The following is a 22,978-nucleotide window of genomic DNA, read 5'->3' on the forward strand; positions in this document are numbered from 1 at the left end:
AGATGAAACAGATATTTGTCGGTTTGTTAATACTTTCACTTACAGCCTGCTCATCAATTGACAGTGAGTTTGAAAATATTCAAGCATCATCCAGTTTGATGCCAAAAGGGGAAACTTACTACGATCTCGTCAGTTTACCACCGCCACAGGGCAGCATGGTTGCCGCAGTGTATGATTTTAGAGACCAAACGGGTCAATATAAACCAATACCATCCAGCAACTTCTCAACCGCAGTACCGCAAAGTGGTACGGCTTTTTTAGCACAAGCCTTGAATGACTCAAGCTGGTTTGTACCGGTTGAGCGAGAAGGGTTACAAAACTTACTGACTGAGCGCAAAATTGTCAGAGCAGGATTAAATGGTGATGCGGGTAAATTGCCCCAATTAAATAGCGCACAGATTTTAATGGAAGGTGGGATTGTTGCCTATGATACTAATATTAAAACCGGCGGTGCTGGCGCCAGATATTTGGGGATAGGCGCTTCTGGTCAATATCGAGTCGATAGTATTACGGTTAATTTACGCGCGGTAGATATTCGTTCTGGACGGTTACTTAGCAGCGTAACAACTACAAAATCAGTGGTGTCGATAGAAGTTACCGCAGGCGTATTCAAGTTTATTGATGCGCAAGAGTTACTTGAGGCTGAAGCGGGTTATACCTCAAATGAACCGGTAAGTTTATGTATTGCCGCAGCAATAGAAAGTGCCGTGGTACATTTAATTGCAGATGGAATTTGGAAGGGCTCTTGGAGTTTACTAGATCAATCCTCTGGGGTTAAAAATCCAACACTGCAAAAATATTGGCTTGAGGCTCATAGTGAACAACAGGTCAGTGCCCGTATCAAGCAAAGTTAGCATAAATCGATTTTTTAGGTTTTTATTAACAGGCATCCAAATTGGATGCCTGTTTGCTATACCTGTTCGAATACATCAGGACTAATACATTTTAACGAGTACACTTTCGCTATTAAAGCCCATCACTCAATTCTTTATTATTCAATGTAGGAACTTTTAGGGTAAAACGAGCTAATTTTACTTGCTGCTCAACCTAGCCATAATGTTGCCAGATGCTTATCTTTTACACTCAAGGCGACAGTGTCTTTTATTGCGGCTTGAATGATTAACTCACCTTGCATCAATTCATCACGTCTAAACCAATGTAGCTTGATTGACTCGCCAACAGAGTAGTGCTGCAGTAACTGCTCAAATTGTCCATTAACTTGTAAGTTGTCGGCGGCAATGAGTAAATCACCTGCGCTAAGTCCTGCTTGATGTGCTGGACTGTGTTGATTAACTGAGATAATTTTTAACCCAAGTCCTTCTGATTTCACTTTTGCACCAAAGCCAATATTAAAGCCTTTTGCTTTACTGCCACCATTATCGTTAGCACCTTCACTGCTTCTAAAATGCATCTCAACCCCGACTTGTGCCAGTAAGGGGGCTAATGGTAGGTCGTCGGTGTGATATAAAAAGTTGAAAAGTTCATCACAATTACGATTTAACAGTGATTCAACGATACGTTGATGGCTTTGGTTGACTGTGCCAATACCGGTTAAACCATATTCTTGCCAAAGCTGTCGCATGACATCATCTAAACTTTTTTCTCCCTTGGTTTCTAACCTAATGGTTAAGTCTAACAGTAAGGCAAATAACGCGCCTTTAGTGTAATAGCTTACAATGGCATTCGCGGCATTTTCATCCTGTTTATAAAACTTAGTCCAAGCATTGAAACTGGATGACGCTAAACTTTGTTTAAAGCGACCTTGACTGCGGTAAACCCTTGTCATGGTTTCACTAAGTAGCGTTAAATAACTTTGTTGATCAATGCAGCCACTGCGATAGGTAATGAAATCATCAAAGTAAGAGGTAATCCCCTCGTAAGCCCATAGTTGTTCCGTATAACTTTCTTGGGATAAATCAAACGGCGTAAATTGAGCTGGCTTGATGCGTTTGACATTCCAACTGTGGAAATATTCGTGGCTACAAAGAGACAAGTAAGTGCGGTAACCCTTATCAACATCGCCATGTTCACTTAGCGGTAAATCGTTGCGGGAACACATTAATGCTGTAGAGGCTTTATGTTCTAATCCGCCAAAGCCATTGTCCAGTACCGTGGTCATAAATACATAACGCTCAAACGGCGCTGGTGTGTTAAAAAAGTGAATTTGGTACTCGCAAATGGCTTGTAAATCTTGCTTCAAACGGACCATATTTGCGCGATGTTTCCCACTTAAGACAATATCGTGTGGAACGCCAGCGGCGATAAATGTGTCAATGGTTAAATCACCCATTTCAACGGGGTGGTCAATTAAATCATCATAATTTTCAGCGCTGAACTCACCGAAACCAAATGGTTCACCGGATACTCGTGACATGCTGGTGGCGATTTTCCATTGTGATAATTCACTTAATGCTGGCGGGGCAATAGTGACATTTTGCTTATCTTGTTCTAGCCCTTTTGCGGCGAGAAACACCGAGCTGCCATTGAAAAATCCATGGTTAGTATCGAGGTGAGCAGTACGAACGGATAAATCCCATGCATAGACTTGATAACGTAATGTGATAGTGGCGGTGTGATTAGCCACCTGCCAAGTTTGTTTGTCTAATTGTTGAAAGGGAATGGCAAGGTTATTTTCATCAAAAAATTGAATATCAATAATGTTTTTAGCAAAATCTCGGATCATGTAACTGCCCGGAAGCCAGGCTGGTAAACTGAATATTTGATTGTTTCGGGCATTATTTAACGTGGCTGTTATGGCAAATAAATGGGCTTTGGGATCGATGGCATGAATATGATGATGCATAGAAAATCCAGTCACTAGAAACGATAAAGATGACATGCTGCCAAAATTGGCGCTTTTACGCAAACCCACTTAATTAAAAACCACCAATAGCGGTTATCTTTATTGAAAAATACGATAAACTTAATCCCATCGGTATCTTGGTAAATACGCTATGGTACGTAAAGTATGTTTTTCAGATTGTGCTATCTAGACGCAGTCATCGCAAAAAGGACAAGCAAATGGCCGAAGAAACCATTTTTAGTAAAATTATTCGTCGTGAAATTCCTGCAGAGATTCTTTATCAAGATGAGTTAGTCACTGCATTTCGTGATATTTCACCACAAGCACCGACGCACATTTTGATTATTCCGAATCATTTAATTGCGACAGCTAATGATGTGAAAGCATCAGATGAATTAGCCTTGGGTCGCATGATGACGGTAGCGGCAAAGTTGGCCGAAGAAGCTGGTATTGCACAAGACGGTTATCGATTAATCATGAATTGTAATAAACATGGTGGTCAAGAGGTTTACCATATTCATTTGCATCTATTGGGTGGTAAGCCGCTTGGCCCTATGTTGAGCCGTGGCTAATGAAAATTAATTCTGATTTTTTTCCATTAACGGAAGTTGCTACCCGATTTGTTAATCAGTTAGCACAATGCCGCCGATTAGGCTTATCAGTTCAGGAGGCGAGTGAGCATCATGTATTGATAAAACTGCCTTATAGTCAAGATATTATCGGCTATCCTGATACTGGGGTGATACATGGCGGCGTGATCACCACTTTAATTGATACCACTTGCGGCACTGCCGTGGTGTGCGCCATCTTAAAAAAATATCAATCATTAGAAATCTCTCCCACCCTCGATTTACGGGTGGATTACATGAAGCCTGCTGAGCCACATAAAGCGGTGTACGCTTTTGCAGAATGTTATCGCTTATCATCAAGTGTGGCGTTCACCCGTGCGATTGCTTATCAAGACAGTATTGATGAGCCGATTGCCCATGCTGTGGGAACATTTATGCGGATTAGCCCTGAAATGGTTGGCGAGGATTTTCGTCAAGCCTTAATGGGAAATTTGCCAGAGGTGAAAAATGACTGATATGAATAAGCCTTCTGAACAAATCGATTGTCCATCTCTAGATGTGCAGGATGTGGTTAAAAGAGCCATTGAACTAAATGATTACAGCTACTTGCTTGCACAGGTTCCTTACTCGCAATTTATTGGTATGTCGGTAGCGCGTTTTGGCGATGAAATGGTGTTTAAGTTACCCGCGAAGGATGACAATATTGGTAATCCGGTGTTACCGGCTATTCACGGCGGCGTGATAGCAGGATTTATGGAGATGTCTGCCATTGTGCAATTAATGGTATTCATGCAAGCCAAAAAAGTGCCTAAGATAGTCGACTTTTCAATCGATTATTTACGTGCGGGTTTACATCAGGATACCTTTGCTGAGTGCAAAATCACTCGACAGGGTAGACGTGTTGCAAATGTCAATATCAACTGTTGGCAAAATAACCGCAAGCAGTTAATTGCCACCGCTAGGGCCCATTTTTTGATTGATTGAGTCAACATATAAAGGAATAAAAATGAAACAGATTACCTATTTGATCATATTGTCCATCAGCTTATTACTTGCCGCTTGTGCTAATCATACCTCAGGTATTTCGGCTAACTCGCAGGGCGAGATTCGGGTAGATAACAACTCGTTTAGTCGTGAAGTGTCAGTTTCAAGTATTACTTCACGTCAGTCTGCAGATTTAATTCAAGCCGCGGCGCAAATTAGTAGCTTAGTGGCGACTGATTTACGTTTGCAATACAAGTTTACTTGGTTTGATGCCAGTGGCTTTACCATAGAAGATGAAGCGACAAGTTGGAAATCATTAAAATTGCATGGTAAGCAACAAATACAAGTCAATGCCGTTGCACCGAATGCAACAGCAAGTCGATTTGAAGTTTATGTACGTAAAGCATTTTCTAATTAGAAATTGATTCACTTGCCAATGAAGCCTGATCATCAGGCTTTATTTTTTAGTGATAAAAAAGTATTAGTTTTGTCTGTTACCTTGTTAAATTTAAGATATAATCCCTGACGCCAAGGGGTGTTTTCTGAACGTCAATCATTGACAGTATTAAGAAAACTGAGATATCGCAAGATGAACCCTTAGAACCTGATCCGGCTAATACCGGCGTAGGAATGGGCCACTTCGATGTCATGGATGTGCACTTCTTTATCGCTACCTGCCGGATCTCAAAATACATATTTGAGGTCCTATGCTCCCTGTAAAAACAAAATCTTTGCTTAAAACACCACTCGCATTGGCAGTTATGTCTGCCCTTTATGCTGGTAATCTTATGGCCGCAACTGAGTCTGTTGAACGTGTGGCCCCTGAATCCGAAAAAATGGAAGTGATTGTCGTTAACGCTGATTTTAGCCATGTTAGCTTAGATAAAATGCCTTCAAGCGTGACGGTTATTGATGCACAACAATTAGCCGATGAGGGGGCGCAACATTTTGAAGATGTTTTAAATTCTATTGCCAACTTTAACTGGTCAGGGGGCAGTTCTCGTCCTAAATACTTCCAAATTCGTGGTGTTGGTGAGCAAGAGCAATACCAAGGTGCACCTAATTCTTCAGTCGGGTTTATTGTTGATGATATCGATTTATCCGGCCTTGGCATGGTGTCGAGTATGTATGACATGCAACAGGTTGAAGTATTACGTGGCCCACAAGGAACGCAATATGGCGCTAATGCACTTGCGGGCTTGATATACCTTAAAAGTAATGACCCGACAGATACATTTGAGAACGGTGTTAAAGTCAGTTTAGGTGATGATGACTTACAGACGTTTTCAGGGTTTAGTTCAGGACCTGTGACAGATTCAGGCAAGCTTTTATATCGTGTGTCGGTAGAAAAACATGATCAAAATGGTTTCAAAAATAACACTTATTTAGACCGTGATGATACCAACAAGCGAGATGAATTGAGTGCGCGAGCTAAATTACGTTGGTATGCGACGGATGATTTACAAGCAGATTTAACCTTCTTATACGCCGACTTTGATAATGGTTATGATGCTTGGACATTGGATAACAATGGCACAAATACTTTAACCGATAAACCGGGTGTTGATAATCAGAAAACCACAGGTGTTGGACTCAAACTTTCTTATACAGGCGCTAAATATTTTGAGCTAACGTCTTTAACCTCATTTGCAAATACGGATCATCAGCATGCTTATGATGGTGATTGGGCTAACCCTGATTATTGGGCTAGCAAGCAATGCACAGCTTATGATAGTGATTGGAATGAATCTGGCACAGAGCCATGTGTTTATGACTATATTTGGGATAAAACCGGTAAACGTAAAACAATATCACAGGAATTTCGTTTATCTTCAAATCAAGCCAGCCGTATTTTTAATGATTCCACTGATTGGTTAGTTGGCGTTTATGCCATGAATTTAAAAGAAGATAACGACTTATATTCTGAGTATAACACTTGGCCAGATGAAGTATTACAATCTGATTACGAAGCGACAAATTATGCAGTTTTTGCTCAGCTAGACAGTCACTTAGGCGATGATTATCTATTATCGACCGGCCTTCGTTTTGAACGCCGCGACAGTGAATACTCTGATACAAATCAAGATCACTTCAAGCCTTCTGAAGACATGTGGGGCGGCCATATTGCCTTGTCTAAAGCGTTAAATGATTCACACAACACCTATGCAAAAGTTGCCCGTAGTTATAAAGCGGGTGGTTTTAATATGACCTTGCCAGCGGAATTGGCCGATAAAAAAGAATTCGATACCGAAATCTTGTATAACTACGAAATCGGTCTTAAGTCGGTGTGGCTTGATGGTGTGTTAGACAGTAATTTTGCGTTGTTCTTTATGGATAGAGAAGACCAACAAGTGGCAGCATCATTACAAGATCCTGAAAACCCTCAGCGATTTATTCTCTTTACCGAAAATGCTGGCAGTTCAAGCAACTATGGCGCTGAGCTTGATCTTAATTGGTATGCCACTGAGAATTTACAAGTTTATGGCAGCGTAGGCTGGTTAGAAACCGAATATGGTGATTACAGTTATCAAGACAAGTATGGCAATACCATAGATTTATCTGGTCGTGAGTTAGCTCATTCGCCGAGCCTCACTTACAGCGCTGGCATCACTTATCTGGCTGACTCAGGTTGGTTTGCTAATATCAATACCAGTGGTAAGAGCGAGTTTTACTACTCAGATAGTAATGAATCAAAATCGGATCCCTACAATATTGTTAATGCCCGTTTAGGTTATGAAACACAAACCTGGTCGGCTTATCTTTGGGGCCGCAATCTATTTGATGAAAACTATGGCGTTCGCGGCTTCTATTTTGGTAATGAGCCCGATTTAGATTGGGCTGACAAACAGTACATTCGATATGGTGACCCACGTCAGGTTGGCGTGACGTTCGACTATAAGTTTATGTAATTTAATTTATGGCTTGCTGAACTAGAGCAAGCGCAGAGCGGCACCTGTTTAGGTGTCGCCAATTATTTTTAAGGTGTAATGATGAAATTAACCGCAGAAATTAGCATGTATCCATTCAATGAAAACTATTTGGACCCAATCAAGTGGTTCATCGGTCGAGTTGATAGCTATAGCAATATCGAGCGCGTGACAAACGCCATGGCAACACAAGTATGTGGTGAATATGCAGATGTTATGTCGATGTTGGCTATTGAGATGCAGGCTGCCCATGAAAAGTGGGGTAAAGCGGTTTTTGTGTGTAAATTTATTGGTGGTGAACTTAATTTAGCCCACAGCGAGTAGCAATATGTCTGAAATTAGCCAGTCTATTAGCCAAATTATCAGTGATGCGGGGGTAATGACCGCATGGGAAGCGGTTGCCGTATTATTAGCTATTGTGTATTTAGTATTGGCGATGCGGACGAATATTTGGTGTTGGGCAGCGGCATTTATCAGTACGGCAATATACACTGTGCTTTTTTGGAAAGTCTCATTACTCATGGAGTCGCTGCTAAACATTTATTATATGGCGATGGCGTTATATGGATACTGGATGTGGATGCAGCAACCTGATAATGGAGTAGCACACCATATTGATGACAAAGGCTCACCTATTATCAGTTGGCCTGTAAGCACCCATTTTATGTTGGTATCTATTACGTTACTCGTTTCTCTGGTTGTTGGATATTTGATGGCCAATTATACCCAGGCTTCATTTCCATATTTGGATTCAGCAACAACCTGTTTTGCGGTAATGACTACCTACTTAGTAGCCAAAAAAGTGCTTGAAAATTGGTTTTACTGGATAGTGATTAACACTGTGTCTATTTATTTATATTTCAGTAAAGGACTCATGTTAACCACAGCATTGTTTGTCGTTTATGTATTTATGGCAATCGCAGGATATTTTATGTGGCGAAAAATGTGGGTTAGGGATCTTCAATCAGATGCCCAGCCTGCTCAACAGCATGGCTAATTTCACTGAAGTGCTAGAGAACAAAGCATTAGCTGGATTACCAGTAAAGGTTATTCAGCTTTTAGTTGAGCAGCTACCAGCGGAAAAATTAAGTCAACTAATCAGCGATTGCGTCCATGTTGAATTGCTTTCAGCAGGATTAAGTAATCAAAACTTTTTGCTTCAAAATCAATCAAAAACAGGCGTGCAAGCGCAAGTGCTCAGAGTCAATCACGCAGAGACAATTTGGTGTAGCCGTGTTGATGAAGTAACAAGCTGGCAAGCCGCACAAGCCATTGGTTTCGCGCCGCAATTATATTTTTGCGGTGCTAATAATGAATTGTACCTTAGTGAGTTTATCTGCGAGCCCGAACCTTGGAGCCAATTTTATTGTGCACACGCTAATCACACTCTTCGGCAGCAAGAAATTAAGATTGATGATTCAACTACAGAGCCAGTCAAGCATCTGCTAACTGTCTTACAAAGCCTTGCAAAGCTTCCTTTGCCCGCCAAACAGGTAAGTATGTTACAGCAATGGCAAGAGTATCAATTACAATTAGTCACCGATAAAATACCTTCCAAGCAATGGCAATCGTGTTTACAACAAATTAACAGCCTAACTGATGACGCGCTATTGTGGTTTAATGCCATGGATAAATGTTTAATTACACCATCGTTTTGTCATCGTGATTTATCTCCTTTTAATCTCCTTTTACATTCCAATCAACATTCGATGTCGGGCGAGACACCGACAAAGTTGATGTGTATCGATTTCGAATATGCGGCAACCAGTCATCCACTTTTTGATTTAGCCTCAATATTGGCTACCCATGATTTATCTTCAGCACAATATGAATCATTACTTGATGGTTATTTTAAATGGCAATCAGAACTGAGTTCACCTTATCTAAATGAAAATGCACAGCAATGTGTAGGTTATGCGATTAATTGTTACTGGTTATTTTGTGCAATGTGGGCATTAATTATGGCCAAATCTGCACCAGAGACATTTTTAGCTTATTTCCAGCAGTATTTTGCCTTAATCGATAGCCATTAAGGCTTGTTTGTCTGCACCCCAAAACTTTATTTCGGGTCATTGAAATATTTTCCTGTTATGTCAGGTCTTAATAATTACTCACTATCAAGCTGACAGAGTTCCGATGATGTTTAATCTTAGTCTTAAATTTAGCCAATAGACTAGACAAAACGAATATTGAAGTTTGTCTGCAAATTAATACATCTCATAAAGGAACTAGCATGCAAGCACTCTTTGCCATGTATCAGAATTTACTTAATAAATTATCCTACTTGGAGGGATTGGCGCCGTTAGCGCTGCGGATTTATCTCGCGCCGGTTTTAATGCAAGCTGGGTATAATAAATTATCTCATTTTGGCGATACAGCGGCTTGGTTTGGTAATCCTGATTGGGGACTGGGTTTACCTATGCCTGAACTGATGACCGTATTAGCTGCCGGAACTGAGTTTTTTGGCGGGCTGTTATTATTAATAGGGCTTGCGACCCGATTTATGGCGCTGCCGCTTATGATAACCATGCTAGTGGCTGCATTTGCGGTACATTGGTCAAATGGTTGGTTAGCCATTGCTGATGCGAGTTCGTGGTTAGCCAGTGATAAAGTGGTTGAGGCGGGTGAAAAACTTGCTGCAGCGAAATCTATATTACAACAGCATGGCAATTATGAATGGCTTACCAGTTCAGGTAATTTTGTTATTTTGAACAATGGTATTGAATTTGCGATAACCTATTTTATTATGTTGCTCGCATTACTCTTTATGGGCGGCGGCCGCTATTTTAGCCTAGATTATTATATTCATCGCTATATGGGACGGAAAGATTCTTAATAGGTTTTAAGGCTTAATCAATTTGTAAATATCCCAGCCAAAAACTGGGATATTTGATATTATCCATACAAATAAGCATCAATAGGATAAACACTTTGAAAGCGTCTGAATTATTGTTAACTCGTCAATCCTCTCCAAGATTAGTTGCTCCAGCACCTTCTTCTGAACAACTCGAATTTATTCTCAATGCTGGGGCTAGAGTGCCTGATCATGGGGCATTAACACCCTGGGAGTTTATTATTGCTCAAGACGAGGGACTTAGTCGTTTGGCTAAGGTGTTTGTTTTTGCGGCAGAGCAATCAAATGCAGATGAAGCTTTTATCCAAAAAGCAGAAAAAATGCCATTTCGTGCACCTATGGTGATTACTGTTGTAGCCAAAACACAAGACCATCCTAAGGTCCCCGTGCTAGAACAACATATTGCTGCAGGATGTGCGACCATGGCCATGCAACAAGCCGCATTTTCGTTAGGTATTGGCGCGGTTTGGCGGACGGGCGATTTTGCCTTTGATAGAAACGTCCATCAGCAACTGGGATTAGCAGAGCAAGATCAGATTATTGGTTTTCTGTATGTTGGTACCCCCTCGGTACAAGCACCGATCAAGCCTTTAAAAGAAGGGCGTCAATTCGCGAGGTTTTTATAAACGGTATTGCTCATGCTTTAAGTAAAACGGCATGAGCAATTTGATAAACGGCATGTTGCAGTTTACTCAAGTGTGTCTAACGGTAATGAGTTTTGAAAAAGGTAAAACCCTAAAGGCCCCAAAAACAAACTTAATCCGCACCAAACTCCTCGTTTGAAGTTGCTGATATGCGCCTTGGTCGTCATCGCGTTGTAGCAAAATAAAATGTGCAACAATCCGACAGCGGTAAGTAAAAAAATCAGGGTTAAATCCATTGTATTCATGTCATGTTTTCCTTTGCTTTACGGCAATGACTCTTTAGCGTGTAATCGTTAATCGAATTTGTGCCAAATAATAAAAATCCTTCTTATTATCTAACGTCAATTAACGGTTAAATCTTGCTGATACTAAGTCTCAATCTAATCTATTTTTACCTTATTTAAAAGTCATAAAATTGATTAATCATCTAAATTAATTACATTTTTTAGAAATACCACGATTTAGACACTGATACGGTTTATATTTTAATCTCGCTACCACTTTAGGTGGATTGTTCTTTTATCATCTAGCCACAAAGGGTATTTGGTCATGACTTGCTTGAATAACTCGCTTTCAATTAATGAGTTTAACCAAGCGCGTACTTTGGGATATGGACAAGATGCAAACCAGCTAGGATCAACACCTGCAAATTGTCTGATAAAAGGGAATATTGCGTAATCGGCAAAAGTAGGATGATTTGCAAATAGAAAAGCATCTTGACTGAGTTGTTGTTCAAGATTGCCAATAAAAAGTTCCGCCTGTTGCCGATAGGCGATCTGGCTCATTTCCGGATGCCTGTCGGCATATTTATACTTATCTAACCAAGGTTTAAATTCAACATCATTTTGTTGAATAAGCGATTTAGCGTCTTTTGAGTCGAGACTTTCAATTAATGTTTGGTATTGGTCTTTATTTAAGTATGGGCAGTTTTGCTGTGGATACTGCTTCAATGCAAATTGGAATATATCCAAGCTTTCTGCAATCACTTGATCTGAGTAGACCAATACCGGCACTGTGCCTTTAGGTGAAATGGCAAGCATTTCAGCGGGCTTATTTTTTAAAATGATTTCTCTTACTTCAGGATTTAGATTGCTCAAGTGCAAGCCTGTTCTAGCTCGCATAGCATAAGGGCAGCGACGAAAAGAGTACAAATGGTTCATGATAATGGCCTGTAATATTTTGCAGAGAATGAATGATGGATAGACTTTATCTGTAGTGTCATTGCATGAATAAAAGGCAAACGGCAATAACTTCAATATTTCGAAGCATTTTTGCATCAGTAAAACGAAGGTGATTTTACCGTAAAAAAATTATTTTTGATGATAAATGGCATTTAAAATCCTATAGAGAGATTAAAAACTGTTATTTGGGTGTGATTTAGTTATAATTTCGGCCGTTTTTTAGCTATAGCTCACATTTGTGTGCCAGTAATATGCACTGGAAATTAAGTTCCAGCCAGCGGAGAGATCATGTCAACGAATACATCAATACCCCCATCATCCACATTTGCAGTATGTGCACTTTATAAGTTTGTTGCCTTACCCGATTTTGAAGCAATCAGGCAGCCGTTACTTAACGTGATGGAACAGCATGAAGTGAAAGGAACCTTGTTACTTGCTAGCGAAGGCATAAATGGCACTGTAGCAAGCAGCAAGGCTGGTATCGAGGCTTTATTAGCTTGGTTAGATGTTCAACCTGGTTTAGACAATATTGTCACTAAATTATCCTTTGATGATGAAATGCCATTCTATCGCACCAAAGTGAAGCTGAAAAAAGAGATTGTGACTATGGGTATTGAGGGTATCGACCCTCGTAAAGTGGTAGGTACCTACGTTAAACCCAAAGATTGGAATGCATTAATTTCAGATCCTGATGTGTTATTGGTTGATACTCGTAACGATTATGAAGTGCAAATTGGTACCTTTGAACATGCAGTCAATCCAGTTACCGAAACATTTCGTGAGTTTCCTGAATACGTAAAACAAAACTTAGATCCTGCAAAACACAAAAAAGTGGCCATGTTTTGCACCGGCGGCATTCGTTGTGAGAAATCAACTGCCTATTTAAAAGAACAAGGCTTTGAAGAGGTTTACCATTTAGAAGGCGGTATTCTTAAGTACTTAGAAGAAGTTCAGCCTGAAGAGAGTTTGTGGAAAGGTGAATGTTTCGTATTTGATAACCGAGTTGCAGTAAATCATGCACTAGAAAAAGGTCAGTACGATCAATGTAATGCTTGTCGTATGCCCATTACTGAAGCGGAAAAAAATTCGCCAGCATATGTACAAGGGATTAGTTGCCCGCATTGTATTGATAAAATATCTGACGAACAGCGTCAGCGGTTTATTGAACGTGAACGTCAGGTTCAACTTGCTCAGCAGCGTGGTGAAGCTCATATAGGCAGTGATGTCAATCAAGTGATTGAACAACGAAGACAGAAAAAAGAAGCCTTGAAAAAAGCGCAAGAAGCTAAAAAACGCAGTTAGATATATTGATTAACATGTTATCTGTCAGCATAAGTCTTGAAATTGTGTTGGGTGTTATGCTGATGAAGTACTACAAAAAAAGCCTCATTAATTGAGGCTTTTTTATGTCGCAAGCATAACCAATTACCACTTCTTTTTGGGTTGAAACAACATATCAAGATCGTCTTCATCATTTTTCTTGGGTTGAGAAACATTGGGGCCAGAGCTTTTTTGTGCGCCCATTATTTCATCAAGTAATTGTTTAGCTTCGTCAACCTTACGAGTGATAAAAGGATCGTTTGGTGTTTGTGCTTTGATTAAATGTAATGTAGACAGTGCTTTAGTTACCATTTGTTTACTTGAACCGTATTGCTTCATATAACATGCTGCTCTAGCACGAGATATCATTGACTCAACGTTAATTCGTTGTTGTAAACTGTCGATACGGCTTTCTTCGCTACTGAAAATAACTGAATCTACTTTTCCCTTATTGTGCTCGGCACGTAAAATTGCTTTGAGTTTTTTCAGGGTTTTAACTAATTCTAATACTTGACGGTCATTGTCAGGTAACCGAAAGTTTTCAACCGACGGTACCTGCGCAGGAGCCCCCATCATGTTACTCACTTGCGCTTTTAAGTCACCTAGACGGCGCTGATAATCGTTAAGCACTTGTCCTGAGGAATAGGATATTGATTGTTCTAGTGCTTCTTGAATACGTTTATATAAAATTAGAGTGATATGGCTTGAACATGAAGCCATAGCCGTGTTGGCTAATACAGCCTCAGTTTCATCTATAATGGCTCTTTGACGTGATGCTTCTAGTCTGCGTTCTGCTTCAGCTCGTTCTTTTTGTTGTTGAATAATGCTGAAGCCAATTATTAGCAGTAGTAAAGCGCCAATCAGCAGTAATATGAGAATTAAGGACATAGGTTTTCCGTATGGTCATAGTAATTGCAGGTGTCGCATTAAAAATAATGCCCAGCAACACAAACTTATTTCGGTTTTATAATCATGTTTACATTATAGGTGAATAGCAAAACCAAAATTACTTTATATCTTAGCGTAAGTTATGTCGACTGTCGTTGAAAACTAAGTCATTTTAATGAGAAAAATAATGTCAGAAATAACATAAAGAATAAATCAGTCGGTATTTTTCTAATTATATGAACTTGTCTGCTCTTTTTGACTGCAAATTTTCGTACCTTAAGCTGTTAAAGTTAATTGTTTTCACTTGTCATATATTCCATATTGGATTACATTTGCAGTTAAGTATAACAAATAGTTATAGATATGCAGTGGTGAACACAGCTTTGTACCATTGATGTTAACTCTTCAATTTAAACCGCAAGGAAATATGCCATGAAGCTACAGCAACTTAGATACATTGCCGAAGTGGTAAAACATAATCTTAATGTGTCGACTACGGCAGAAAACTTGTATACCTCACAACCTGGTATCAGTAAACAGGTTAGAATGCTTGAAGATGAACTTGGCATTCAAATATTTGGTCGTAGTGGTAAACACCTGACGCATGTCACGCCAGCGGGACAACAGGTTATCGAAATAGCTAACGATATTTTGAGTAAAGTTGAGAGTATTAAAAAAGTTTCCGAAGAATATACCAAACCGAATCAAGGCGAGTTAAATATTGCCACTACTGATACACAAGCGCGTTATGCATTACCTAATATCATTCAAGAGTTTATTAAGCGCTATCCAAAAGTTAACTTGCACATGCACCAGGGCACGCCAAGTCAGATCAGTGAGCAAGCTGCGCGAGGTTATGCAGACTTTGCGATTGCGACAGAAGCAATGCACCTTTACACCGATTTAATTATGTTGCCATGTTATCACTGGAATCGCTCGATTGTTGTTACTCGTGATCATCCATTAGCCAATATCGTCAAACCGAGTATTGAAGAGCTGGCAAAGTATCCGTTAGTTACCTATGTTTTTGGTTTTGATAAAGCTTCAGAAATTGAAAAATCATTCAATCGCGCTAACTTAGACCCTCGAGTGGTGTTTAGTGCTACAAGTGCTGATGTATTAAAAACCTATGTTCGTTTGGGGTTAGGGGTAGGGGTCATAGCATCTATGGCCATAGATGCCAATATTGATAAAGATTTAGTCGCAATAGATGCAAGCCATCTATTTGCGCATAGCACCACAAAAATAGGTTTTAGACGGGGTAGCTTTTTACGTGGTTACATGTATGATTTTATGCTGCATTTCGCTCCTCATTTAACAAGAACGGTTGTTGAAAATGCGGTCGCTTTACGTGACCAGCAACTTATTGATGAAATGTTTGCCGATATGAAATTACCTGTTCGCTGATTTCTGATCACATCGGAAGCAAAAAAAATCACGCCTAGGCGTGATTTTTTGTATATCTACAAGATTAATCTGGGGCGTAACCGCTTTCACCAATCACACAACCATCAAGAAACGCTTGATTATTGTTCATTGATAATCGCCCTAAGCTGAACCACTTTACTACCAGAGGATAGATAGCATGTTCTTGTTCATGCACTCTTTGGGCTAATGTTTCTGCATCATCCTCAGGATAAACAGGCACTTTGGCTTGTAAAATAACGGGGCCAGCATCTAACTCAGGGATCACAAAGTGCACACTGGCACCGTGTTCTGTATCTTTGGCATCAATTGCACGTTGATGAGTATTTAGCCCAGTATACTTGGGTAATAATGATGGGTGAATATTAATCATTTTACCTAAGTATTTGCTAACAAACTTATCGGATAAAATCCGCATAAAGCCGGCAAGCACGATCAAGTCAGGCTGATACTTTTCAATCGCATTGATTAAGCGAGCATCAAAGTCTTCGCGTTGTTCACCTTTGCGAGCAATGACACAACTGGTATCAATTTCACTATGATGAGCGCGAACTAAGCCATAGGCGTCAGGTTTGTTACTGATAACGCCAACTACTTCAGCGTTTAGGTTGTCATCACAACCGTCTAAAATAGCTTGTAGATTACTACCGTTACCTGAAATTAACACCACTACGCGGCAGCTTGCAGACATTAGATAATCTCCACTTGCTCTTCATCGTTACTGCGCTCTGCAATTTCACCGATTAACCAAGCATTTTCACCTTCAGCAGTTAATAACGCTAATGCAGCATCAACCTTGTCTGAAGGAAGCGCAATAACCATACCCACACCACAGTTAAACGTTAGGTACATTTCACGCTTGGCGATGTTACCGTTGGTCATTAACCATTCAAATACTACTGGCCAGTTCCAAGAATCACCTTTCACAACTGCTTTACAGTTTTCAGGTAATACGCGAGGGATGTTTTCCCAGAAACCGCCGCCTGTAATATGTGCCATTGCATGTACTTCAGTTTGCTCAAGTAACTTGAGTAATGACTTTACATAAATTTTTGTTGGCTCAAGTAAATGATCGATTAACGGCTTACCATTAAGATCTTGCTTAGGATCTGCTTTGCTTACTTCTAATACTTTACGGATAAGCGAATAACCATTTGAGTGCGGGCCGCTTGAACCAAGGGCAATTAAAGAGTCGCCTGCTTTAACTTTAGTTCCGTCAATAATGTCAGCTTTCTCTGCAACACCAACACAGAAGCCTGCAAGATCGTAATCTTCGCCTTCATACATTCCTGGCATTTCAGCTGTTTCGCCGCCAATTAACGCACAACCTGATTGGAAACATCCTTCAGCAATGCCGTTAACAACTGAGGTAGCCGTTTCAACATCTAACTTGCCGGTAGCGTAATAATCTAAGAAGAATAAAGGTTCTGCACCCGAAACAATTAAATCATTAACACACATGGCCACAAGGTCTATACCGACTGTGTCATGTTTCTTATGATCAATCGCCAGTCTAAGTTTGGTGCCAACACCGTCAGTACCAGAAACAAGTACAGGATGTTTATATTTAGTTGGTAATTCACATAATGCGCCAAAACCACCTAAATTGCCCATAACTTCTGGACGACGGGTGCGTTTTACGGCAGATTTTATGTTATTAACTAATGCGTTACCTGCATCGATATCAACGCCGGCGTCTTTGTAACTTAATGGTGTAGGAGTGCTCACGGAGGATCCTCTCGGGTACATCGTTTAAGGAATTTTATGCGGCGGTATTCTACCAGCTTGTGCCGCTTGTCGAAAGCCATGATTTGGCTTTATCCGCCATATAAAACACCAAATTGTTCTATTTTTATTGGCTTAGCTCACGATTTACAGCATTTATGAAACTTTATGTTTTATAGCGGGGACAAATGCACTAACATTTGTTAAATTTGGCTGTAAATAGACAAAGCTGGGAGAGAAAATGAAAGTCGTTGAAGTAAAACACCCTCTAATTCGTCATAAAGTAGGATTGATGCGCGAAGCTGATATCAGTACTAAACGTTTTCGTGAATTGGCGACAGAAGTTGGCAGTTTGTTGACCTATGAAGCTACTGCTGACTTTGAAACCGAAAAGGTCACTATCGATGGTTGGAATGGCCCAGTAGAAGTCGATCAAATTAAAGGTAAAAAGGTCACTGTAGTGCCCATTTTACGTGCAGGTTTAGGCATGATGGACGGTGTGTTAGAGCATATTCCAAGTGCACGTATTTCTGTTGTTGGTATTTACCGTGACGAGAAAACTCTTGAGCCGGTACCGTACTTTGAGAAGTTGGTTAGCAATGTTGATGAGCGAATTGCATTAGTCGTTGACCCGATGTTGGCAACGGGTGGTTCAATGATCTCAACCATCGACTTATTAAAAGCACGTGGCTGTACGTCAATTAAAGCATTAGTGCTTGTTGCCGCGCCTGAAGGAATTAAAGCATTAGAAGCTGCGCATCCAGATATTGAACTGTACACCGCAGCCATTGATAAATGCTTAAATGAGCAAGGCTATATTTTACCTGGCCTTGGCGATGCCGGTGATAAAATTTTTGGTACTAAATAATTTAGATATCAATATTGTTCAGCAATAAAAATGGGAACGTAAGTTCCCATTATTATTGCCAGTTTTTATACTTTCATCAATTCAATAGCTTCACTACATCAGCTTAAAGCACCATTGCCGCCAACCAACCAAAGCCTAATAAGGGAATGTTATAATGCATAAATGTTGGGATAACGCTGTCACGAATATGATCATGCTGTCCATCCGCATTCAAACCTGCAGTAGGGCCTAAGGTAGAATCCGATGCAGGTGAGCCCGCATCCCCCAATGCCGCGGCTGTTCCCACAAGGGCAATAGTGGCAGGAATTGAAAAACCAAAACTCAGGGCTAAAGGGACATATATAGTGGCGATAATCGGAATGGTTGAGAACGATGAGCCAATACCCATGGTGATCAGTAATCCGACAACTAGCATTAATATTGCCGCTAGTGCTTTATTATTACCAATGATATCCCCTAAAGATGCCACTAATGTGCTGACTTCCCCCGTTGACTTTAATACCGCAGCAAACCCTGCCGCTGCGATCATGATAAAACCAATATTGGCCATCATATGGACTCCTTGATTAAACAAGTCCTGTCCTATGCTGCGTTTGATAATTCCCGAAAACCGGAAAATGATGAAACCCGCTAGCGCGCCAAAAATCATCGAATTAGTTTGAAGTTGCACTATTAACGTCGCCAAAATGGCGATGATTGAAATGACAATACTTTTACGATTTATTCCGGGCTCTGTTGTTGCATTACTCAGTTGCGGAGCGATGATTTGATACTCACGCGGTTTACGATAACTTACAAACACGGCAAACAGTAGACCACATACCATGCCAAGCGCTGGAAGTAACATGGCTTTAGGGATTTGAGTATGAACAGCTTCTAAACCATTATTATTTAGGTTTGCCAGCAAGATATCGTTCAAAAAGATCCCACCAAAACCAATTGGCAAAATCATATAAGTGGTGACTAAACCGAAGGTCAGCAAACAGGCAATAAGCCTTCTATCAATTTTTAACGTCGACAACACATGTAATAGTGGCGGAATAAGAATGGGAATGAATGCAATATGAATTGGCAGCAAGTTTTGTGAAGAAACCGCCATTGCAAGTATGGTGACTAATAGCGTCCATCTCACCACATTAGTATTGGTGCTGTTAGGTTCTTTACCTAGCTTTTTGATGATGGAGTGAGAAATTAACGTGGTCAATCCTGAATGTGATAACGCTGCAGCAAAAGCGCCGAGCAAGGCATAGCTTAATGCTATTTGTGCTCCGCCGCCTAGACCATCATTAAAAGCCGCAATGGTTTGGTTTAAATCAAGCCCACCGACTAAGCCTGCTACTAATGCACTGATCGTCAGTGCGATAACAACATTTATTCGAGCAAAACTTAATGCAAGCATCAAGCAAACGGCAATAACAACAGCATTCATATCAAAATCAATCTATTTATATTTATAAGACGTTTATTTATGACGTTATTTGTTTGTCTTGTCCAGTAATGCCTATTGTTTTGCTATTTTTTATGCTTTACAAAAGCGGATGTAATCGCAGTTTTTCTTTCTTGTATCATTCTGTGTAACCAGTTTGTTGCATAGCACTCGTATTCTACGCCAATTGTTATTTATCTTAGAATGCTAAAATCCCTATAAAGAGTAGGGCTGCAGTGCAGGGTTTTTCAGCAGGTAAAACAAATTTCATTCAAAAACGCTTATATCAGACACAAATAAAAGGTATGGTATAGCACATTACGGAATGATGGTGCTCAGCACCTTCCCTTATGTTTTAATCAAGCCATTAATGGAGATATAAAATGAGCGTATTAGTAGGCCGTCCAGCCCCAGATTTTACTGCAGCTGCTGTTTTAGGTTCTGGTGAAATTGTTGATAACTTTAATCTTGCAACTGCGATTAAAGGTAAGCCAACAGTGATCTTTTTCTATCCTTTAGATTTCACTTTCGTATGTCCATCAGAGCTAATTGCTTTTGATCACCGTATGGAAGAGTTCACTAAGCGTGGCGTTGAAGTTATCGGTGTGTCTATTGACTCACAATTTACCCATAACGCATGGCGTAACACTCCAGTAGAAAAGGGTGGTATTGGCCAAGTTAAATACACTCTAGTTGCTGACGTTAAGCATGAAATTTGTAAAGCTTATGATGTTGAGCATCCAGAAGCGGGCGTTGCATTCCGTGGTTCTTTCCTTGTAGACAAAGAAGGTCAAGTACGTCACCAAGTGGTTAACGATTTACCATTAGGCCGTAATGTTGACGAAATGCTACGTATGATCGATGCGCTGCAGTTCCACGAAGAGCACGGTGAAGTATGTCCAGCTGGTTGGTCTAAAGGCGACAAAGGTATGACTGCAAGCACTGATGGTGTTGCTGCCTACTTAAAAGATAACTCTGACAAGCTATAATTTAACTTGTGAGTGTAAAAAAGCTGCCTAGGCAGCTTTTTTTATTTGTCAGTCATAAAACTGCTAAATTAACAAATTTATTCTGTGTCGGTTTGTTCTGAACCTTCTTCAGTATCACTGTCAGCCAATGACGGAATTGGCCATCCACCTAACGCTTTCCAGCGATTAACGATATAGCAAAATAATTCAGCCGTTCTTTCTGTGTCATACAAAGCAGAATGGGCTTCTTTGTTATCAAAGTCGATGCCGGCCATTTTACATGCTTTAGCCAATACTGTATGACCAATCGCTAATCCAGCTAATGAAGCAGTATCAAAGCTGGCAAAAGGGTGAAAAGGAGAGCGTTTTAAACCATTACGTTCAATACACTGATTAACAAAACCAAGGTCAAACGCTGCATTATGTGCAACCACAATGCTTCTGTGGCAGCCAACCGCTTTTTGTGCTTTTTTGACTTCTTTAAATATTTCTAAAAACGCAGTCTTTTCGTCGACAGCACCACGTAGAGGGTTTGTGGGATCAATTCCATTAAATGCTAATGCTTCAGGTTCAAGATTAGCACCTTCAAAAGGCTCAATATTAAAGTGTAACGTTTTATCCAAACTCAAATAGCCTTGGTCATCCATTTTTAGCATGGTGACGGCTATTTCTAATAGCGCATCTGTTTTGGCATTGAAACCTGCCGTTTCAACGTCGATAACAATGGGAAAGTATCCACGGAAACGATGTTTAAATTTGTTGCTGTCGCAGATGTCACTCATGAAATTCTATTACCCTGTTAAACTTGAATGCTGCAATTATAAAGATGAAAATAGAACCCTAGCAGCTTTTAGGCCGAGTATTATACCCAAACGGCAACAAGATGCTCGTATCCTCGCTAAATTAAGCTTAAGAAAATTATTCTAACGCCGATATAGAAAACAGGATGGATTTATTAGGTGGCATCATGTGGCGTAATTTGTTGTTAATATCAAGTTTGTGCATCAGCACTTCAGCAAGTGCTGACTTGCGTCATTATGTTGCCTCACTAGACAACTCTGCTTGGCGCGTTGGTGAGAACTCTCCCATAGAGTGTCGTTTAGAGCACGACATACCTGACTATGGCAAGGCGGTTTTTTCAAGCAAAGCAGGAAAGGATTTAAATTTGTTATTCACCCTTGATATGTGGGCCAAACCGGATGCCGTAACGAATGCTAAGTTAATGAGTCGCGCCCCTCAATGGCGCCCAGGTGATGCCGCAAAAGAAATTACCGCGCTAAAATATCAAAAACAATTTAATGGCGAAGTACCTAAAAAAGCAGCTTGGACCATGCTTAACGAATTAAGTCAGGGAAGGGAGCCAACGTTTTACTATTCAGACTGGTATGATGCATCACAGAGGGTTGCTGTTGGTATTTCGGCAGCAAACTTTGCTGGTAAATATAGAGAGTTTCGATCATGTCTAGCTAATTTACTTCCCTATAGCTTTGATGACATCGCCTTCACTGTATTGAACTACCAAGATGGCGGAACCGAACTGACACGGTTCTCAAAGTATCAATTGAAGAAAGTTCAAGAGTATTTATCATTTGACCCTGAGGTCGAGCTGGTTGTTGTGAATGCTTATACTGATAGCTATGGTGGTCGTTCAATTAATCAAAAGGTATCAGACAAACGTGCTGATTCCGTTAAAGACTTATTGGTTGCTAGCGGCATTGCTCAAGATAGGATTATTACAGAAGGCCATGGTGAAAAACGCCATGTAACGGGTAATGATTTGGCTTCAGAGCGCCAGGTTAACCGCAGAGTTGTTATCAAGATCACTAAGCCAATATAAAAATATTTAAGTTGAGATTTCAAAGCCTGAATTATATTCAGGCTTTTTGTTTTTTGAAGATAAAAAAAACCCACTCAAACCGAGTGGGCTAAATAATTTGCAATCAACAAATTGAAGGAAGGAAGTCAAGCATAAGAACTGGGATAAATTAATGTTTCACAAACACTAATTAGAAGTTCATTGTTTTCTACATCAAACTGATGTCCTGAAAACAAGGCTATAATAGATTTTATGCTCTAGATTGACAAACTAAAAAAACTTCGTTTAAGGATTAGTTTTACTAATGAATTGGTTGTTTTTATAAATGTTGAAAATAACGTTTAACCACTGATACGAGTGCTTTAGGGCAATATATGACATTTTTATGCATAAGTACTCGGATAAGTTGCATTGTCGAGCAAATGTAATTGTTAATAAACCTCGAGACTCTATCTTATAAGCCAACTCATTTGCCCAATGGCAATAATAATTTTTATTCTGTTTGGCTATAAACAGGACCTAACTTAACCAAAAGTTGGAGTTTTATTATAATAGTTAACTTAGATTAATAGAGCTGGCG

24 protein-coding genes and 1 riboswitch are annotated in these 22,978 nt (G+C 40.1%); of the genes, 16 read left to right on the forward strand and 8 right to left on the reverse strand.

Features of this window, described 5'->3' with window-relative positions; genetic code table 11:
• The first annotated feature begins 2 nt into the window (after positions 1-2).
• A complete protein-coding gene (locus NE535_RS16015; RefSeq protein ID WP_261299605.1) occupies positions 3-854 on the forward strand; it encodes a CsgG/HfaB family protein in 852 nt (283 codons plus the stop codon).
• Positions 855-1,042: 188 nt separating this feature from the next.
• Here NE535_RS16015 and NE535_RS16020 read toward each other — a convergent pair whose 3' ends face one another.
• On the reverse strand, positions 1,043-2,803 hold the full coding sequence (locus NE535_RS16020) for a M61 family metallopeptidase (protein ID WP_261299606.1): 1,761 nt from the start codon (positions 2,801-2,803) through the stop codon (positions 1,043-1,045).
• A gap of 218 nt (positions 2,804-3,021) precedes the next feature.
• On the opposite strand from NE535_RS16020, the gene hinT reads away from it, so the two are divergent.
• The 10 genes from hinT to NE535_RS16070 all read left to right on the forward strand — a co-directional run bounded on the left by hinT (position 3,022) and on the right by NE535_RS16070 (position 10,763).
• A complete protein-coding gene (hinT, locus tag NE535_RS16025) occupies positions 3,022-3,375 on the forward strand; it encodes a purine nucleoside phosphoramidase (RefSeq protein ID WP_261299607.1) in 354 nt (117 codons plus the stop codon).
• Positions 3,375-3,887, forward strand: coding sequence for a PaaI family thioesterase (locus NE535_RS16030; protein WP_261299608.1), 513 nt, complete (start codon positions 3,375-3,377; stop codon positions 3,885-3,887). The genes hinT and NE535_RS16030 overlap by 1 nt, the downstream gene beginning before the upstream one ends.
• A complete protein-coding gene (locus NE535_RS16035; protein ID WP_371931187.1) occupies positions 3,880-4,356 on the forward strand; it encodes a PaaI family thioesterase in 477 nt (158 codons plus the stop codon). Before NE535_RS16030 ends, NE535_RS16035 begins: the two co-directional genes overlap by 8 nt.
• Positions 4,357-4,378: 22 nt before the next feature.
• Entirely contained in the window at positions 4,379-4,774 is a 396-nt protein-coding gene (locus NE535_RS16040; protein WP_261299609.1) for a YcfL family putative periplasmic lipoprotein, read from the forward strand.
• 103 nt (positions 4,775-4,877) lie between these two features.
• A riboswitch (TPP riboswitch) is annotated at positions 4,878-5,004 on the forward strand.
• A gap of 59 nt (positions 5,005-5,063) precedes the next feature.
• Positions 5,064-7,265, forward strand: coding sequence for a TonB-dependent receptor (locus NE535_RS16045; RefSeq protein ID WP_261299610.1), 2,202 nt, complete (start codon positions 5,064-5,066; stop codon positions 7,263-7,265).
• A gap of 81 nt (positions 7,266-7,346) precedes the next feature.
• Positions 7,347-7,607, forward strand: a complete 261-nt coding sequence (locus NE535_RS16050; RefSeq protein WP_261299611.1) for a hypothetical protein — start codon at positions 7,347-7,349, stop codon at positions 7,605-7,607.
• Positions 7,608-7,611: 4 nt separating this feature from the next.
• A complete protein-coding gene (gene pnuC, locus NE535_RS16055; protein WP_261299612.1) occupies positions 7,612-8,280 on the forward strand; it encodes a nicotinamide riboside transporter PnuC in 669 nt (222 codons plus the stop codon).
• A complete protein-coding gene (locus NE535_RS16060; RefSeq protein WP_261299613.1) occupies positions 8,252-9,316 on the forward strand; it encodes a phosphotransferase in 1,065 nt (354 codons plus the stop codon). The genes pnuC and NE535_RS16060 overlap by 29 nt, the downstream gene beginning before the upstream one ends.
• Before the next feature lie 200 nt (positions 9,317-9,516).
• The gene (locus NE535_RS16065) at positions 9,517-10,119 is read left to right on the forward strand and encodes an HvfX family Cu-binding RiPP maturation protein (protein WP_261299614.1); all 603 of its coding nucleotides are present in this window, start codon (positions 9,517-9,519) and stop codon (positions 10,117-10,119) included.
• A gap of 95 nt (positions 10,120-10,214) precedes the next feature.
• Entirely contained in the window at positions 10,215-10,763 is a 549-nt protein-coding gene (locus tag NE535_RS16070) for an NAD(P)H nitroreductase (protein WP_261299615.1), read from the forward strand.
• A 62-nt stretch (positions 10,764-10,825) separates the two neighbouring features.
• On the opposite strand, the gene NE535_RS16075 is transcribed toward NE535_RS16070, so the two are convergent.
• The gene (locus NE535_RS16075; RefSeq protein ID WP_261299616.1) at positions 10,826-11,026 is read right to left on the reverse strand and encodes a hypothetical protein; all 201 of its coding nucleotides are present in this window, start codon (positions 11,024-11,026) and stop codon (positions 10,826-10,828) included.
• A 249-nt stretch (positions 11,027-11,275) separates the two neighbouring features.
• On the reverse strand, positions 11,276-11,947 hold the full coding sequence (locus NE535_RS16080; RefSeq protein ID WP_261299627.1) for a glutathione S-transferase: 672 nt from the start codon (positions 11,945-11,947) through the stop codon (positions 11,276-11,278).
• Positions 11,948-12,250: 303 nt separating this feature from the next.
• Here NE535_RS16080 and trhO point away from each other — a divergent pair, with 303 nt between their 5' ends.
• On the forward strand, positions 12,251-13,264 hold the full coding sequence (gene trhO, locus NE535_RS16085) for an oxygen-dependent tRNA uridine(34) hydroxylase TrhO (RefSeq protein WP_261299617.1): 1,014 nt from the start codon (positions 12,251-12,253) through the stop codon (positions 13,262-13,264).
• Between the two features lie 123 nt (positions 13,265-13,387).
• On the opposite strand, the gene NE535_RS16090 is transcribed toward trhO, so the two are convergent.
• Positions 13,388-14,170, reverse strand: a complete 783-nt coding sequence (locus tag NE535_RS16090) for a hypothetical protein (protein WP_261299618.1) — start codon at positions 14,168-14,170, stop codon at positions 13,388-13,390.
• A 432-nt stretch (positions 14,171-14,602) separates the two neighbouring features.
• Here NE535_RS16090 and cysB point away from each other — a divergent pair, with 432 nt between their 5' ends.
• The gene (gene cysB / locus NE535_RS16095) at positions 14,603-15,577 is read left to right on the forward strand and encodes an HTH-type transcriptional regulator CysB (RefSeq protein WP_261299619.1); all 975 of its coding nucleotides are present in this window, start codon (positions 14,603-14,605) and stop codon (positions 15,575-15,577) included.
• A gap of 64 nt (positions 15,578-15,641) precedes the next feature.
• On the opposite strand, the gene purN is transcribed toward cysB, so the two are convergent.
• Both purN and purM read right to left on the reverse strand, forming a co-directional pair.
• Positions 15,642-16,286, reverse strand: a complete 645-nt coding sequence (gene purN / locus NE535_RS16100; RefSeq protein ID WP_261299620.1) for a phosphoribosylglycinamide formyltransferase — start codon at positions 16,284-16,286, stop codon at positions 15,642-15,644.
• Positions 16,286-17,323: a phosphoribosylformylglycinamidine cyclo-ligase gene (purM, locus tag NE535_RS16105; RefSeq protein ID WP_261299621.1), complete on the reverse strand. Its 1,038-nt coding sequence runs from the start codon at positions 17,321-17,323 to the stop codon at positions 16,286-16,288. The genes purN and purM overlap by 1 nt, the downstream gene beginning before the upstream one ends.
• Before the next feature lie 238 nt (positions 17,324-17,561).
• On the opposite strand from purM, the gene upp reads away from it, so the two are divergent.
• Positions 17,562-18,188: a uracil phosphoribosyltransferase gene (gene upp / locus NE535_RS16110; RefSeq protein WP_261299622.1), complete on the forward strand. Its 627-nt coding sequence runs from the start codon at positions 17,562-17,564 to the stop codon at positions 18,186-18,188.
• Positions 18,189-18,291: 103 nt separating this feature from the next.
• Here the strand turns inward: upp and NE535_RS16115 are convergent, their stop codons facing one another.
• Positions 18,292-19,617, reverse strand: coding sequence for a Na+/H+ antiporter family protein (locus NE535_RS16115; RefSeq protein WP_261299623.1), 1,326 nt, complete (start codon positions 19,615-19,617; stop codon positions 18,292-18,294).
• Between the two features lie 380 nt (positions 19,618-19,997).
• Here NE535_RS16115 and NE535_RS16120 point away from each other — a divergent pair, with 380 nt between their 5' ends.
• Entirely contained in the window at positions 19,998-20,603 is a 606-nt protein-coding gene (locus NE535_RS16120) for a peroxiredoxin (protein WP_261299624.1), read from the forward strand.
• Positions 20,604-20,680: 77 nt separating this feature from the next.
• On the opposite strand, the gene rnt is transcribed toward NE535_RS16120, so the two are convergent.
• Complete coding sequence (gene rnt / locus NE535_RS16125) at positions 20,681-21,364, reverse strand: ribonuclease T (RefSeq protein WP_261299625.1); 684 nt, start codon at positions 21,362-21,364, stop codon at positions 20,681-20,683.
• 185 nt (positions 21,365-21,549) lie between these two features.
• On the opposite strand from rnt, the gene NE535_RS16130 reads away from it, so the two are divergent.
• The gene (locus tag NE535_RS16130; protein ID WP_261299628.1) at positions 21,550-22,419 is read left to right on the forward strand and encodes a flagellar protein MotY; all 870 of its coding nucleotides are present in this window, start codon (positions 21,550-21,552) and stop codon (positions 22,417-22,419) included.
• The last annotated feature ends 559 nt before the right edge of the window (positions 22,420-22,978 follow it).

Origin of the sequence: Shewanella holmiensis (genome assembly GCF_025370255.1) — a bacterium.
In the GTDB taxonomy this organism is placed as follows: Bacteria; Pseudomonadota; Gammaproteobacteria; order Enterobacterales; family Shewanellaceae; genus Shewanella; species Shewanella holmiensis.

Bases quoted from the DNA above. Each gene is read 5' to 3' on its own strand.
- NE535_RS16115 (WP_261299623.1), bottom strand. From the start codon at position 19,617: ATGAATGCTGTTGTTATTGCCGTTTGCTTGATGCTTGCATTAAGTTTT.
- NE535_RS16060 (WP_261299613.1), top strand. From the start codon at position 8,252: ATGCCCAGCCTGCTCAACAGCATGGCTAATTTCACTGAAGTGCTAGAG.
- NE535_RS16015 (WP_261299605.1), top strand. From the start codon at position 3: ATGAAACAGATATTTGTCGGTTTGTTAATACTTTCACTTACAGCCTGC.
- NE535_RS16065 (WP_261299614.1), top strand. From the start codon at position 9,517: ATGCAAGCACTCTTTGCCATGTATCAGAATTTACTTAATAAATTATCC.
- NE535_RS16020 (WP_261299606.1), bottom strand. From the start codon at position 2,803: ATGCATCATCATATTCATGCCATCGATCCCAAAGCCCATTTATTTGCC.
- NE535_RS16130 (WP_261299628.1), top strand. From the start codon at position 21,550: ATGTGGCGTAATTTGTTGTTAATATCAAGTTTGTGCATCAGCACTTCA.
- NE535_RS16050 (WP_261299611.1), top strand. From the start codon at position 7,347: ATGAAATTAACCGCAGAAATTAGCATGTATCCATTCAATGAAAACTAT.
- NE535_RS16035 (WP_371931187.1), top strand. From the start codon at position 3,880: ATGACTGATATGAATAAGCCTTCTGAACAAATCGATTGTCCATCTCTA.
- purN (WP_261299620.1), bottom strand. From the start codon at position 16,286: ATGTCTGCAAGCTGCCGCGTAGTGGTGTTAATTTCAGGTAACGGTAGT.
- cysB (WP_261299619.1), top strand. From the start codon at position 14,603: ATGAAGCTACAGCAACTTAGATACATTGCCGAAGTGGTAAAACATAAT.
- rnt (WP_261299625.1), bottom strand. From the start codon at position 21,364: ATGAGTGACATCTGCGACAGCAACAAATTTAAACATCGTTTCCGTGGA.
- upp (WP_261299622.1), top strand. From the start codon at position 17,562: ATGAAAGTCGTTGAAGTAAAACACCCTCTAATTCGTCATAAAGTAGGA.
- NE535_RS16045 (WP_261299610.1), top strand. From the start codon at position 5,064: ATGCTCCCTGTAAAAACAAAATCTTTGCTTAAAACACCACTCGCATTG.
- NE535_RS16090 (WP_261299618.1), bottom strand. From the start codon at position 14,170: ATGTCCTTAATTCTCATATTACTGCTGATTGGCGCTTTACTACTGCTA.
- NE535_RS16030 (WP_261299608.1), top strand. From the start codon at position 3,375: ATGAAAATTAATTCTGATTTTTTTCCATTAACGGAAGTTGCTACCCGA.
- pnuC (WP_261299612.1), top strand. From the start codon at position 7,612: ATGTCTGAAATTAGCCAGTCTATTAGCCAAATTATCAGTGATGCGGGG.
- NE535_RS16040 (WP_261299609.1), top strand. From the start codon at position 4,379: ATGAAACAGATTACCTATTTGATCATATTGTCCATCAGCTTATTACTT.
- hinT (WP_261299607.1), top strand. From the start codon at position 3,022: ATGGCCGAAGAAACCATTTTTAGTAAAATTATTCGTCGTGAAATTCCT.
- trhO (WP_261299617.1), top strand. From the start codon at position 12,251: ATGTCAACGAATACATCAATACCCCCATCATCCACATTTGCAGTATGT.
- NE535_RS16075 (WP_261299616.1), bottom strand. From the start codon at position 11,026: ATGAATACAATGGATTTAACCCTGATTTTTTTACTTACCGCTGTCGGA.
- NE535_RS16120 (WP_261299624.1), top strand. From the start codon at position 19,998: ATGAGCGTATTAGTAGGCCGTCCAGCCCCAGATTTTACTGCAGCTGCT.